Source organism: Vreelandella neptunia (assembly GCF_034479615.1).
Classification (GTDB): domain Bacteria; phylum Pseudomonadota; class Gammaproteobacteria; order Pseudomonadales; family Halomonadaceae; genus Vreelandella; species Vreelandella neptunia.
On the sequence record NZ_CP140255.1, the window covers coordinates 658,492 to 672,136 of the forward strand.

The following is a 13,645-nucleotide window of genomic DNA, read 5'->3' on the forward strand; positions in this document are numbered from 1 at the left end:
GTAATGGATAAATTAGTAACGTTATGGGAAGGCTCTGGGCTGTATAACCTTGAGCTTGGCCAAGCCATGATGATTATGGTGGGGCTACTGCTGCTCTACCTGGCCATCTATAAGAAGTTTGAGCCGCTGCTGCTGGTGCCGATTGGCTTTGGTGGCATTCTGGCCAATATCCCAGAGGCGGGGCTAGCGATTTCAGCGCTCGATCAAGCGATTGAGGTGGCGAAGCCCGCGGTGCTACAGCAGATAGCGGCAGCGCTGGGCGCGACGTTGGATCCGCTAGCGAACGCGGAAGCCTGGCGTGAATCGTTAAAAGCGATTGCCCACGACGGCGTTGCACCGGATCAGGTGCGCGCCGCACGTGACATTGCCGTGGGCGTCGGCTATAGCGATGGCATGCTTTACAACTTCTATAAAGTAGCGATTGGCTCGGGTATTGCCCCGCTGATTATCTTTATGGGCGTGGGTGCCATGACCGACTTCGGCCCGCTGTTGGCCAATCCGCGCACGCTGTTTTTAGGTGCGGCCGCTCAGTTTGGTATTTTTGCCACGCTGTTTGGTGCCGTGGCGCTAACCTCGATGGGCATCATGGATTTTTCGCTCAATCAGGCCGCCGCCATTGGTATTATTGGCGGTGCCGATGGGCCGACCTCCATCTACGTCTCCAGCGTGCTGGCGCCGGAGCTGCTGGGTGCTATCGCGGTGGCTGCCTACGCCTATATGGCCTTGGTGCCGCTGATACAGCCGCCCATCATGCGTCTGCTGACCACCGACAAAGAACGTCAAATCAAGATGACCCAGCTGCGCCCTGTTTCCAAGCTGGAAAAAGTGGTCTTCCCGCTGATGCTGTTGATTTTGGTCGCGCTGTTTCTGCCCGATGCAGCACCGCTGCTGGGCATGTTCTGCTTCGGTAATCTGATGCGTGAGTGCGGCGTAGTCGAACGCTTGTCGGATACTGCGCAAAACGCCTTGATCAATATCGTGACGATTATTCTGGGGCTGTCGGTAGGCTCCAAGCTGATGGCCGAGAGCTTTCTGGCGTTTGAGACGCTGGGGATATTAGGTCTGGGCATTGTCGCCTTTGGTATCGGCACGGCTGCCGGAGTATTGATGGCCAAGTTGATGAACCTGGTGAGCAAAATGCCCATCAACCCATTGATCGGTGCCGCGGGCGTTTCCGCCGTGCCTATGGCGGCGCGGGTGGCGAATAAGGTGGGGCTGGAGTCCAACCCGCATAATTTCCTGCTGATGCACGCCATGGGCCCCAATGTGGCCGGTGTTATTGGGTCGGCAGTCGCAGCCGGGGTAATGATTAAATACCTGGGTTAATACTTAATGGGCTAATGCTTAACGAGTGACCAAATGAGCGCGGCGTACTGACACTTTCAGTATGCCGCGTTTTTTTGATGGGCTATTTCGATGGGCTATCTAGTGGGTGAGAATGTCGATAGCGCTCTTCAGGCGGTTTTCTAACGGGGCAAGATCAAGCGGACAGTCCCTTGGCCAGCCTATGGTCAGGCGAACGCCATCACCATCGTAGTCGGCTTGCTCAATAGGGATGTCGTGCTCTTCGCACCAGCCGCGGGCAATCGCTTCATTGGCAAAGGTAAGGCGCAGAGTGTAGGTGTCGCGCTCAACCACTTCCCGGGTAGCAAGTGTCTCAAGGGCATGGCTAACTGCCTGAGCGTAGGCGCGGGCTAAGCCGCCGGTGCCGAGCTTGGTGCCGCCAAAATAACGAATGACCACACAGCCGATCTGGCCCAGTTGGCTCCCCTGGAGTACCTGATACATGGGGCGGCCAGCGGTGCCGCCAGGCTCGCCATCATCGGAAAAGCCAATCAGGTTTTGCTCGCCGGGTGGCCCGGCAATGTAGGCAGTGCAGTGGTGGCTGGCATTAGGGTGCGCGGTTTTTGCCGCATTCAGCAGATTAGTGAATGCGTTAATATCGGGAGCGTGGCAGATCCAGGTGATAAATTGGCTCTTTTCTACTTCAATGTCAGCCGTATGCCATGACCCTGTGGGTAGCTCGGGAACCCGATAGCGCATTAATGCTCCGTGAAGGTAGTCTCACTTTTCACACCCATTACCATGCCGAGTACCTGAATATCCCGGTTGTGCAAAAATAGCGCTGGCTGCAAAGTATCTTCTGGCCATAGCTCCACGCCAAAGCGGCTGATAGTGAGCTGTCTCAAGGCGATTGTTTGCTGGTTTATTTCGGCAACGGCAGTTTCTGTCTGGGTATCGTGTTGATATCGCCGGATAATAATGACATCGCCATCGAACAAGTTGCAATCACACAGTGCATTGCCACGCACTTTGAGTGCATAGGTGTTGCGTCGGGTAACGCTAGGTGCCATCGCGTATGGGCGCGGTGCAGGTTGTCTACGGCCGAACGTAGCGGTAGGTGCTGCCATCGATAGGGTCATTATGAAATCTCCATTGCATGTTTTTTCATACAGTGGTTTTCATTGTAGACCTGTTTTTGCATACAGTGCTAGAGGTAATTGGTCTTAAGGCATCTTGACGGAGATCACGCTGCGACCCAGCGCCGCATTGTGTGAGTGGCGAGAAAGGGGCTTTACGTGTAGAGTTCGACGCGAAATCAATATGCCAGGAGAGACGCTTGAGCCTGTGTCTACAAGCCCGACAGCTTGCCTGTGAACGCGACGATCGTTGGCTGTTTCAAGGGTTGGATCTTGATATTCGCAGTGGTGAAATTGTGCGTATTGAGGGCCCCAATGGCAGTGGTAAAACCAGCCTGCTAAAAATTCTCTCCGGGCAGCTCAGCGACTATCAGGGCGAGCTGTTCTGGAATGGCGCTGCGATGAACGAGGCGCGTGAACATTTTCTGGCAAATTTGCTCTATTTAGGACACGCCCCAGGCATTAAGTCAGGGCTTTCCCCGTTAGAAAATTTAGCCTGGTATCAGGCGTTGAGCGGGGAGAACAGTAATGAAGAGCAGCGCCTGGATGCCCTTGAAGGGGTTGGTTTGGCAGGCTTTGAAGACGTGCCCTCCGGGCAACTCTCGGCAGGTCAGCAGCGCCGTGTAGCGCTGGCGCGCTTAACGTTAACACCGCGCGCCCTATGGGTACTGGATGAACCCTTTACCGCGATAGATCGACACGGCGTCGCTGATCTAGAGAAACAGCTGGTTGCCCATGCTCAGGCAGGGGGCTGCGTGCTGGTAACGACACACCACGAGTTAACCGCTTCACCGTTGCTCAGACGGATATCCCTAGGGTAGAAAGCAGGACTATCTCAGTTGGAAATAGCGGCTTAAATAACTCTCAACAACGTGGTGCCAGGGGAGGTTGAAGCGAGGGTCTTTTGTCATGGACGACAAAAGTAGCGCCCAAGGAGGGGTTTACAGCGCCCTCGCGGAAACCTTCACTGGTACCGATGCTTATCTAGGGGAGAGGAGAGAGGGTTGCACAGCTCTTTACATGGCGCTTCAAATAGCTCTTCACATGGCTCTTCACAAAGCTCGGAGACCCCTCAACAGGTTTCAGCAGTGCCACTGCGTGAGCATAATGGTGGGCTAATGACCGCAGTGAAGGCCACGCTCGTGCGTGACTTAACGCTATTGCTAAGACGCCGTGGCGAAGTGCTCAACCCGCTGGTGTTTTTTGCCCTGGTGATCACGCTGTTCCCGATCGCTATTTCGCCCGACCCTGAGCTGTTAGCGGTGATTGCTCCAGGTTTGCTGTGGGTCGCAGCTTTGTTAGCCGCGCTGCTTTCACTGGATAGCCTGTTTCGTAGCGATTATGACGATGGCAGTTTGGAGCAACTGCTATTGGCGCCGCAGTCGTTAGTCGCGCTAAGTTTGGCCAAAGTGGCCGTGCACTGGCTGCTCACGGGTCTACCGTTGGCGCTGATGGCGCCGATATTGGGTATTATGCTGGCGCTGCCGGCGGGCAGCTACGCCGTGCTGGCGCTGTCGCTTGCACTGGGTACGGCAAGCTTGAGTTTGATTGGTGCCATCGGTGCAGCGCTAACCGTTGGCCTGGCACGGGGCGGAGTGCTGCTCTCGCTACTGGTGCTACCGCTGTACATCCCGGTACTTATTTTTGGCGCAGGTGCGGTGCAGGCGGCCATTTTCGGAGAGGGTGTCTCCGCACACCTGGCTATCCTGGGCGCGCTGCTCGCCGCCTCACTCATGTTGGCGCCGTGGGCGATTGCCGCATCGCTGCGTATCAGTATTAACGGTTAAGGACAGGACACGCTATGTGGGCCTTTATACATAAGCTGGGATCACCCAAGTGGTTCTACGGCATTAGTGCCAAATTACAGCCCTGGTTTTGGAGCGCGGCGGCGCTGTTGATCGTCACTGGCTCGCTGTGGGGGTTGGCGTTTGCCCCTGCAGATTACCAGCAGGGTAATAGCTTCCGAATTATTTACGTCCATGTGCCAGCGGCTTTTTTGGCTCAGTCTATTTTTATTGCCATGGCGGTTTCCGGCCTGGTGTTTATGGTCTGGAAAATCAAAATTGCCGATATGGCTGCGGCGGTGATGGCGCCTCTTGGCGCGGCCATGACCTTTGTCGCGCTATTTTCCGGCGCCGTATGGGGCGTGCCCACTTGGGGAACCTGGTGGATGTGGGATGCACGACTGACGTCAATGCTGATTCTGCTGTTTTTGTACTTGGGTGTCATTGCGCTGCGTGGGGCTTTTACCAGCCGCGATAGCGCCTCACGGGCAGCCTCGGTGCTGGCCATGGTGGGTGTGATCAATATTCCCATCATCAAATACTCGGTGGACTGGTGGTACACCCTGCACCAGCCCGCTTCGTTTACGCTGACCTCGCGCCCGGCCATGCCTACTGAAATGTGGCTGCCTCTGGTCATTATGGTGCTGGGTTTCTACTGCTTTTTCATTGCCTTAACGCTAATGCGCACACGCAGTGAAATTTTGCGCCGCGAAGCTAACAAACGCTGGGTACAGGAACTGGTGACCGGCCAAGTGGTGAAAGTACCGGCAGAGGAGATCCGCTAATGGCATTTGACTCATTTTCCGAATTTCTCGCCATGGGTGGTCACGCGCCTTATGTATGGTCTGCCTGGGGCGTGACTGCGCTACTGCTGCTCGTCACCGTATGGCATGCGCGTGCTGAACAGCGCCAACTGATCAAAGGCTTGAAACGCCGTGCAAGACGCGCAAATAGCGCAAGGGGGAACGCCCAATGACGCCTAAACGTAAACAGAAACTCTTTATTATTCTGGGGCTTGTGTCGCTGGCCGCGATCGCTGTGGGGCTGACCTTGTACGCGCTGCGCGCTAACATCAATTTGTTTTTTAGCCCGGTACAGATCGCCCAGGGTGACGCGCCAATGGAGCGGCAGATTCGCGCCGGTGGCATGGTGAAAGAGGGCTCGGTCTCCCGTGACCCCGAAAGCCTGGACGTCGAGTTTGTCGTCACCGATTACGTCGATGACCTGGAGGTCTACTACAGCGGCATCTTGCCCGACCTGTTCCGCGAAGGCCAAGGCGTGGTGGTAGTTGGTGAGCTTCAGGCCGATGGGCGTCTGTACGCCGATAAGGTGCTTGCGCGCCACGACGAGAACTATATGCCCCCTGAAGTCGCCCAGGCGCTTGAAGAGGCAGGCTATTCGCCAGCCGACTATCAGGCCAAAGCTGCCGAGGTGGGTAAACGCCTGGACGAAGAAGGCGTACCCCAAGCAAGTGAATACTAGTTTCCGTCCCTCAGGGTTGGCAACAAAGCCGGAGCACACATGCTTATTAAATTAATCCCTGAAATTGGCCACTTCGCCCTGATTATTGCGCTGCTGATGGCGGCAGTGCAGGCGGTAATGCCCCTGGCCGGTGCGGCGACTCGACGCCCACTGTGGATGGCCTATGGTCAGCCCATGGCGGTGGGGCAGTTTGTGTTTATTGCCATTGCCTACGCCTGTTTGACCGCCAGCTATATGCTGGACGACTTTAGCGTGGCGAACGTGGCCAACAACTCCAACTCGCTGCTGCCCTGGTACTACAAGTTCAGCGCGGTGTGGGGCAACCATGAAGGGTCGGTGCTGCTGTGGAGCTTTATGCTCGCGGGCTGGGGGTTTGCGGCCAGCCTATTTACCGGCAATCTGCCGCGGGATATGGTCGCGCGGGTAATGGGCGTGATGGGCATGGTTTGTGTCGGCTTCTTACTGTTTATTCTGATGACATCGAATCCCTTCGAGCGGCTACTGCCCGATATGCCCCAGGATGGCGCCGACCTTAACCCATTGCTGCAAGACTTCGGGCTAGTAGTTCATCCGCCGATGCTCTACATGGGCTATGTGGGCTTTTCCGTGGTCTTTGCGTTTGCCATTGCGGCGCTAATGGGCGGGCGTTTAGATGCAGCCTGGACTCGCTGGGCAAGACCTTGGACGAATCTGGCCTGGGCGTTCCTGACCGTGGGTATCGCGCTGGGCAGCTGGTGGGCCTATTACGAGCTTGGCTGGGGTGGCTGGTGGTTCTGGGATCCGGTCGAAAACGCTTCACTGCTGCCCTGGCTGACGGGAACCGCGCTGGTTCACTCGCTAGCGGTCACCGAGAAGCGCGGCTCGTTTAAAAGCTGGACCGTACTGCTGGCGATCTCGACCTTCTCACTGTCGCTAATGGGCACTTTCCTGGTGCGCTCTGGGGTGCTGACCTCGGTGCATGCGTTTGCCAACGACCCGGCCCGCGGTTTCTTTATCCTGATGCTGCTGGCCATTACGGTAACGCTGTCGTTGCTGGTGTTTGCCCTACGCGCACCGCGGGTGAGTCATAAAGTAGGCTTTAACTGGCTCTCCCGGGATGCGCTGCTTCTGGTTAATAATATCTTTCTGGTGATTATGACCGTCACCGTGCTACTGGGTACCGTCTATCCGCTGATTCTGGATTCTCTGGGACTGGGGAAAATCAGCGTGGGCCCGCCTTACTTTAATGCCCTGTTTGTGCCGCTTACCGTGTTGATGTGTATCTTTATGGGGCTCGGCTCGGTAACACGCTGGAAGAGCATGGCGGCAAGGGATCTGATTCGGAAACTGTGGCTAGCAGGTGTGGCCGCATTGGTGATCGGTATATTAATGCCGCTGCTCTACCGCGGCGAGTGGAACCTGTTTGTCTCCCTGGGCATTGTCTCTGCGCTCTGGATTGTGCTGCCAATGATGCGGGATGTGTTCGATAAAACCCGCCACGCCAGCTCGTTTTTGGCCGGTGTACGTAAGCTCTCCCTGGCTTACTGGGGCATGGTGCTGGGGCACGTAGGTGTTGCGGTCACTATCGTCGGCGTGACCGTAGTGTCCAACTATAATATTGAGCGCAATGTGCGCATGTCGCCGGGCACCACGGTCGAAGTCGCGGGCTATCAGTTCACCATGACCGAGTTAACCGAGCGTCGCGGCGCTAACTTCCTGGCGGACACCTCGATTCTACAAGTACAGCGCGGCGACTCAGGCCGCAGCTTTACCATGCGGCCCGAAAAGCGCCTCTACCTGGCCACCGGTATGCCGATGACGCAAGTGGCCCTGCGTCCAGGGCTGTTTCGCGACCTCTATGTAGCCATGGGTGAGAACCTCGGCGATGGCAGTTGGGCAATGCGGGTACAGTATAAGCCGTTCGTCCGATGGCTCTGGCTGGGCGCACTGCTAATGGCGTTCGGCGGTGTATTGGCGGTGCTCGACAAGCGCTACCGCCGCACCGCAGCCAGCCGTGAAGCGCCCAAAGTGGCCAGCCAAGGCGATAGTGCTCAGAACAGTGCTCAAAATAGCGCACAGGAGGCCACGGTATGAAGCGACGGCTACTGCTATTACTGCTGCCGGTGTGCTTTTTAGGTCTGGCGCTGTTCTTTTACCAAGGCCTCTCGCTGGATCCCTCCCAGCGAGATTCAGCGCTGATGGCGCGGGAGTTCCCAACCTTTGAAGCCACCACGCTGCGTGATGAAAATCGCCGCGTTGACCAAACGCTGTTAGAGGGCGAAGTGACCCTGGTGAATGTGTGGGGCGAGTGGTGCCCCGCCTGTAAGCAGGAGATGCCGCAACTGCTTGAACTGGCAGATAACGGCATTCGCATGGTCGGGGTTAACTACCGGGATACCCGCGAGAAAGGCATGCAGTTTCTCAGTGAATTTGGCGATCCGTTTGAAGTTAATATTTTTGATCCGGAAGGCGAGCTAGGGTTTGATCTTGGCGTCTACGGCGCCCCGGAGACGTTCCTGGTCGATGCTGACGGGGTCATTCGCTATCACCATAAAGGCTACATATCTCCGCAAGACGTGCGCGAGCGAATTCTTCCGGAGGTGGAAAAATGGCGCTAATGCGAACCATGGCAGCGCTACTACTGCTGGTCATAGCGTTTGGCGCAGCGGCGGGTGGTATCGAACTGCGCGAATTCGACGACCCGGTCATGGAGAAGCGCTATCACGATTTAACCGCCTCCATGCGCTGTCCGCTGTGTGAAAACCAAGCCATTGACGATTCCGACGCCCCCATTTCAGGAGATATGCGCGATCGGGTTTATCAACTGCTGCAAGAAGGGCAGTCGGATATCGAAATTATCAACCATATGGTGCAGCGGTTTGGCGAATATATTCTCTACAACCCGCGTTTAGAGAGCCGTACTTATCTGCTTTGGGGCTTGCCCATCGCCCTGGTGCTGCTAGGCGTTATCGTGGTCGTACTGATGGTGCGCGCCCGCCGCAACGCCTCTGCTAAAGCGTTGAGCGCCGAAGAGCGCCAGCGTATAGACGCGCTGACTAACCGTAAGAGGTCTTCATGACGCTGCTCTGGATAGCCATTGCCATTCTACTGCTCCCCGCGCTGTGGCTGCTGGTTTCACCGCTAAGAAAGGCGCGTGCACTGCATGACCAGCAGCGTGATTTTGAAGCCAACGACACCTCCGCCGAGCAGAACGTGGCGATTTTCAAGCGTCGCTTGGCATCACTGGAAGCGGCTCTTGAACGCGGGGACATAGATGCCGCACGCTTTGAGGAAGACCGGCTGGAACTTGAGCGCAGTCTGCTAGAAGACACTGCTTTTCGCGAGCGTCGGCCGCTAAAGGCTGCCAGCGCCGGCCGTATTGTCGTGCCTGTGGTGATGCTCGCTGTTGTCGCTGTTAGCGTCATTTGGTATCAGCAAAAGGGCGCTGAGGGCGACCTGGTGCTACTGGCCGTGCAGCAAGAAGTTCAGAACGACCCTGAGGGATCGCTTGCCATGTACATCGAGCGCATGGAGGAGCAGGCCGAACGCCAGCCGGATAATCCCAATGTTTGGAGCGAGCTGTTTCCGCTCTACCGTGAAACCGGACAAATGCCCAAGGCGGTGGACGCCCTGGAGCGCCTGATCGAGATTGAAGGGCGTATTCCACCGCTGCTGGCGCAGTTGGCACAAATTCGTTTCTTTATGGCTGAGCGCGAGCTTACCGACGAAGTACAAGCGTTGGTCGATGAGACCTTGGAGCAAGACCCCCGCCAGCCCACCGTGCTGGGATTACTGGGTATTAATGCCTTCGACAACGGCGATTACGAGCAGGCTATAGACCACTGGCGCCGGGCGATTGCCAATATCGAGGATCCTAATACAGTGTCCTCGCTGCGCGACGGCATTCGCGTGGCTCAGGAGCGCTTGGGCGTTGAACCTGAAGAAACCGTCGCTGAGGGCACCGGCATTCGTGTCCGTGTCTCGCTGGATGAAGAGCTCGTTGGGCGCGTAGATGACGATGCCAGTGTCTTTATCACCGCCCGCGATATTGAAGGCGAGTTGCCGCCCCTGGCCGTGGTGCGGGCGCAAGTATCCGAGCTGCCCATGACCGTGACGCTAGATAACAGTGCTGCGATGTCCCCCCAGGCGCAAATCTCCCAGGTACAGGAAGCCCGTTTAGTGGTGCGCGTTTCGCCCTCTGGTCAAGCAACGCCCCAGCCGGGGGATCTGTTTGGTGACCTTGAGAACGTCAGCATCGGGCCGATTGCAGACGACGAAGCGGCCGAAGTGGTGATTAACCGTGTCTTTGAATAATCGCAACGGGAACGCCGCTTCGGTATGCGCTTAACGTCGATTCGTTTAGTCGGTTTTAAATCCTTTGTGGATCCCGTCACGGTACCCTTCGATGGCAATATGACTGCTATCGTGGGCCCCAACGGCTGCGGTAAATCCAACATTATTGACGCCGTGCGCTGGGTGATGGGGGAGTCATCCGCCAAAACCCTGCGCGGCGAATCCATGGTCGACGTTATCTTTAACGGCTCCACCGGCCGTAAACCGATCAGCCAGGCGTCCATAGAACTCAAGTTCGACAACCGCGACGGCGGCATGGGCGGTGTTTACGCCCAGTACGCGGAAATTGCCGTTAAGCGCTTGGTCACCCGCGACGGACAATCCAACTACTTCTTTAACGGCCAGAAATGCCGTCGGCGCGATATCGCCGACCTGTTTATGGGTACCGGTCTGGGGCCGCGCTCCTACGCGATTATCGGCCAGGGGATGATCTCGCGGCTGATCGAAGCCCGCCCCGACGATCTGCGCTCGACGCTTGAAGAGGCCGCGGGTATCTCCAAGTACAAGGAGCGCCGCCGGGAAACCGAAAACCGCATGCGGCGCACCCAGGAGAACCTGGAGCGTCTTGACGATATACGCGAAGAGCTGGATAAACAGCTAGAGCGTCTCAAGCGCCAGGCCGAAGCCGCCAAGCGCTATCAAGATCTCAAGGAGCAGGAGTATCGGCTCAAGGGCGAGCTGGCGCTATTGCGCGGGCGCGCCCTGCGTGCCGAGCAATCGCATCAAGAGAGCCGTGTCCGCGAACTGGAAATAGCCGTTGAAAAAGATGTCTTCGGCGTCCGCCAGTGCGAAACCCGCCTGGAGCAGGCCCGGGAGCAGCACGATGAACTTTCTGAGGTGCTCGATCGCCATCAGCAGCAGTTCTTTGAAACCACTACGCGCATCGCCCGTTTAGAACAGGATCAGGCCCACCGGCGTAGCCGTGAAACCCAGCTGGCCAGCGACATCGCCACGGCTCGGCGCGAATTGGACGAGCAGCGCCGCGTTAGCGAAGGTGATCAGGAGCGTTTAGCTGCCATTGACGAGCGCTTTGAAGATCTGCTCCCCGAGCATGAAGCGCTGGAGGAGCAGCTAGAAAGCCTGGAGCAGGCGCTGGCCGACGCGTCTCCCGCGCTGGAAACCGCCGAGCAGCAGTGGGCCGATGCCGAAACCCGCTGGCGGGATGCCAGCCGCGATGCAGATCGCAGCCAGGATCAGTTGCGCGACCTTGAGCAACGTATTCAGCGTTTACAGGCTGAAAATCAGCGCCGCCGTCAGCAGCGTAGCGAGGTAGCCGATCTCACCGCGCTACGCGAAGAGCACGCTGTGTGCCAGGCGCAGTTGACCGAAGCCGAGGAGCAGGCGGAAGGTTTTCAAACCCAGCGCGATCAATGGCAGCAGCGCTACGGCGATGCTAAAGCAGCCTACCAGCAGGCCACTCAGACGCGGGACAATCAGCGCGCCGAACTCAGTCAGCGCCAGGGTGAGTTGGCCTCACTTCAGGCGTTGATTGACGCTGCCCTGGTGGATCACGATCCTGCTATTGGTACGACCTTAGAAGCGTATGGTTTAGCGGATGCCCCTCAACTGGGTGAAGCACTGCAGGTTGAGCCCGGCTGGGAAACGCTGGTGTCCTGGCTGCTCGCGCCCTGGCTCAATGCCCGTCTGGTAAACCGCCACCAACTGGCCGCTTTACCTGAAGCCTTAGCCACGGAGTGGCGGCTGATTGATCAGACACCGCCAGCCGCCTCAACCTCTGGCCAGCGATTAGACAGTTTGGTCAAAGGCGCCGGTGCGTTGGGCGAGTGGTTAGCAAGCATTCACTATACGCAAACGGCAGAACAAGCGGAGGCGCTGGTAGCGCACCTCGCACCCGGTGAAAGCGTGGTAAGCCAGGATGGCGTTTGGCTGGGCCGCGGCTGGCTGAACCAGCAGGCCAACGGCGAAGGTATCGACGGGCTGCTATTAACGCGCCGCCGCTACGCCGAACTGACCGCCCAACGCGAAAGTGAAGAAGAGGCGCTGGCGCTGGCAGAAGCGCAGTGTGAAGCGGCCAGTGAGACCATTGAAACGCTGGAGCAGTCCCGTGAGCAGCAGGCCGAACAGGAACGCGCCCACGCCGCCACCCTGCAACAGCTGGCGGTAAAAGAGCGCAGCCTGGCCCAGCGGCTGGAGCATCTTGAAAGTCGCGCCACTGAACTCGATGAAGAGCTTGCCCAACTGCAAGAGGATGAGGCGGAGTTAGCGCTTACCATCGACGAGCAGCGTGCCCGCTGGCATGTGGCGATGGAACAGTTGGAAAGCGCGGCGCAAGCGCGGGAAACCAGCGCTGAGCAGCGCAACCGGCAGCGTGAAGCGCGTGACCAGTTGACCCAGCAACACGCCCCGCTCAAAGCGCAGCAGCAGGCGTTGGCGCTGGAACGCGAACGCTTAAGTGCCGAGCGCGATAGTCTGCGCTCACAGCAGGCGCGTTCGAGTGACTCTGAAGAGCGACTCTCGCTGCGTATTGCTGAGCTGGAAGAGTCACGGGAAATGCTGATCGAGCCCGACGAGCTGGCCGGTGAAGAACTCGAAGAGCTGCTTCATCAGCGCGAGCAGCAGGAAGGGCGCTTAAACGCCACTCGTCAGCAGGCTCAGACGCTGGCAGAACAGCTGCGCAATGACGAACTGGCCCGCCAGCAGCACGAGCGCAATCTGGAACAGAGCCGCGAGCAGCTACAGCAGCGGCGAATGGAAGCACAGGCGCTGGCACTCAAAGCCGCGACTCAGGACGAACAACTGGCTGAATTAGGACATAACGTCGAAACCCTCACCGAGCAACTGCCTCAGGAAGCCACTGAGACACGTTGGCAGGAGCGCCTTGAAAGTACCACGGACAAAATTCGCCGCTTGGGGGCAATCAACCTCGCTGCCATTGAGGAGTACGACCAGCAGGCCGAGCGACGCAATTATCTGGAAGCGCAGCACGCTGAGCTGACCGAAGCGCTGGAAACCCTAGAACGGGCGATTAAGCGTATCGATCAAGAAACCCGCGTGCGTTTCCGCGAAACCTTTGATCAGGTGAATACGGGACTACAAACCCTGTTCCCGCGGGTATTCGGCGGCGGTGCCGCCTGGCTAACGCTAACCGGTGATGATCTGTTGGAAACCGGCGTGGCGATTATGGCCCGCCCGCCGGGTAAAAAGAACAGCACCATTCATCTGCTCTCGGGCGGCGAGAAGGCGCTGACCGCGCTGTCGCTGGTATTTGCCATCTTTCAGCTTAACCCCGCGCCGTTCTGTATGCTGGATGAAGTCGATGCCCCCTTGGATGACGCCAACGTGGGCCGTTACGCCAGGCTGGTCAAAGAGATGTCTGAAAACGTTCAGTTTATCTATATCACCCACAACAAGATTGCCATGGAAGCCGCCGAGCGCTTGATGGGGGTCACCATGCAAGAGCCCGGCGTTTCGCGGTTAGTCTCGGTGGGTATTGAAGAAGCGGCGGCGCTGGTCGATTAAACCAACTCGCTTACCTACTAGGCAGCAGTGAATGGCTTCTGACTGAGTCCAGGAAGGATCTAGCCTAAGCAGCAGAGCTCTCGGAAGAGAACTTCAGTTGAGGGCATTTTATCAAGAAGGCTATTGTCGAAAGCAGTTTTGGCGTTA

13 protein-coding genes are annotated in these 13,645 nt (G+C 57.6%); 11 read left to right on the top strand and 2 right to left on the bottom strand.

The annotated features are described in order from the left end of the window. Nucleotides 1-3: 3 nt before the first annotated feature. A complete protein-coding gene (locus SR894_RS03135) occupies nucleotides 4-1,326 on the top strand; it encodes a sodium ion-translocating decarboxylase subunit beta (RefSeq protein WP_223287893.1) in 1,323 nt (440 codons plus the stop codon). Between the two features lie 99 nt (nucleotides 1,327-1,425). On the opposite strand, the gene SR894_RS03140 is transcribed toward SR894_RS03135, so the two are convergent. Together SR894_RS03140 and SR894_RS03145 are read right to left on the bottom strand one after the other, a co-directional pair. After that, nucleotides 1,426-2,043, bottom strand: coding sequence for an IMPACT family protein (locus tag SR894_RS03140; protein WP_133730777.1), 618 nt, complete (start codon nucleotides 2,041-2,043; stop codon nucleotides 1,426-1,428). Continuing rightward, a complete protein-coding gene (locus SR894_RS03145; RefSeq protein ID WP_227404362.1) occupies nucleotides 2,043-2,423 on the bottom strand; it encodes a LexA family protein in 381 nt (126 codons plus the stop codon). The genes SR894_RS03140 and SR894_RS03145 overlap by 1 nt, the downstream gene beginning before the upstream one ends. Nucleotides 2,424-2,620: 197 nt before the next feature. Here SR894_RS03145 and ccmA point away from each other — a divergent pair, with 197 nt between their 5' ends. The 10 genes from ccmA to smc all read left to right on the top strand — a co-directional run bounded on the left by ccmA (nucleotide 2,621) and on the right by smc (nucleotide 13,498). Continuing rightward, nucleotides 2,621-3,241 carry a cytochrome c biogenesis heme-transporting ATPase CcmA gene (ccmA, locus tag SR894_RS03150; RefSeq protein WP_223287892.1) on the top strand — a complete coding sequence of 207 codons (621 nt, stop codon included), beginning with the start codon at nucleotides 2,621-2,623 and terminating at the stop codon, nucleotides 3,239-3,241. A 297-nt stretch (nucleotides 3,242-3,538) separates the two neighbouring features. Further along, nucleotides 3,539-4,207 (top strand): heme exporter protein CcmB, encoded by a 669-nt coding sequence (gene ccmB, locus SR894_RS03155; RefSeq protein WP_246638022.1) that lies wholly within the window; start codon nucleotides 3,539-3,541, stop codon nucleotides 4,205-4,207. A gap of 14 nt (nucleotides 4,208-4,221) precedes the next feature. Next, entirely contained in the window at nucleotides 4,222-4,989 is a 768-nt protein-coding gene (locus tag SR894_RS03160; protein ID WP_223287891.1) for a heme ABC transporter permease, read from the top strand. Beyond that, on the top strand, nucleotides 4,989-5,180 hold the full coding sequence (ccmD, locus tag SR894_RS03165) for a heme exporter protein CcmD (protein ID WP_133730774.1): 192 nt from the start codon (nucleotides 4,989-4,991) through the stop codon (nucleotides 5,178-5,180). The genes SR894_RS03160 and ccmD overlap by 1 nt, the downstream gene beginning before the upstream one ends. Then, complete coding sequence (gene ccmE / locus SR894_RS03170; RefSeq protein ID WP_133730773.1) at nucleotides 5,177-5,686, top strand: cytochrome c maturation protein CcmE; 510 nt, start codon at nucleotides 5,177-5,179, stop codon at nucleotides 5,684-5,686. Before ccmD ends, ccmE begins: the two co-directional genes overlap by 4 nt. Nucleotides 5,687-5,725: 39 nt before the next feature. Next, nucleotides 5,726-7,759, top strand: coding sequence for a heme lyase CcmF/NrfE family subunit (locus SR894_RS03175; protein ID WP_223287890.1), 2,034 nt, complete (start codon nucleotides 5,726-5,728; stop codon nucleotides 7,757-7,759). Further along, a complete protein-coding gene (locus SR894_RS03180) occupies nucleotides 7,756-8,283 on the top strand; it encodes a DsbE family thiol:disulfide interchange protein (RefSeq protein ID WP_223287889.1) in 528 nt (175 codons plus the stop codon). Before SR894_RS03175 ends, SR894_RS03180 begins: the two co-directional genes overlap by 4 nt. Continuing rightward, nucleotides 8,274-8,744, top strand: a complete 471-nt coding sequence (locus SR894_RS03185) for a cytochrome c-type biogenesis protein (protein WP_133730770.1) — start codon at nucleotides 8,274-8,276, stop codon at nucleotides 8,742-8,744. The genes SR894_RS03180 and SR894_RS03185 overlap by 10 nt, the downstream gene beginning before the upstream one ends. Beyond that, the gene (gene ccmI, locus SR894_RS03190) at nucleotides 8,741-9,979 is read left to right on the top strand and encodes a c-type cytochrome biogenesis protein CcmI (RefSeq protein WP_223287888.1); all 1,239 of its coding nucleotides are present in this window, start codon (nucleotides 8,741-8,743) and stop codon (nucleotides 9,977-9,979) included. Before SR894_RS03185 ends, ccmI begins: the two co-directional genes overlap by 4 nt. A 24-nt stretch (nucleotides 9,980-10,003) precedes the next feature. Further along, a complete protein-coding gene (smc, locus tag SR894_RS03195; protein ID WP_223287887.1) occupies nucleotides 10,004-13,498 on the top strand; it encodes a chromosome segregation protein SMC in 3,495 nt (1,164 codons plus the stop codon). The last annotated feature ends 147 nt before the right edge of the window (nucleotides 13,499-13,645 follow it).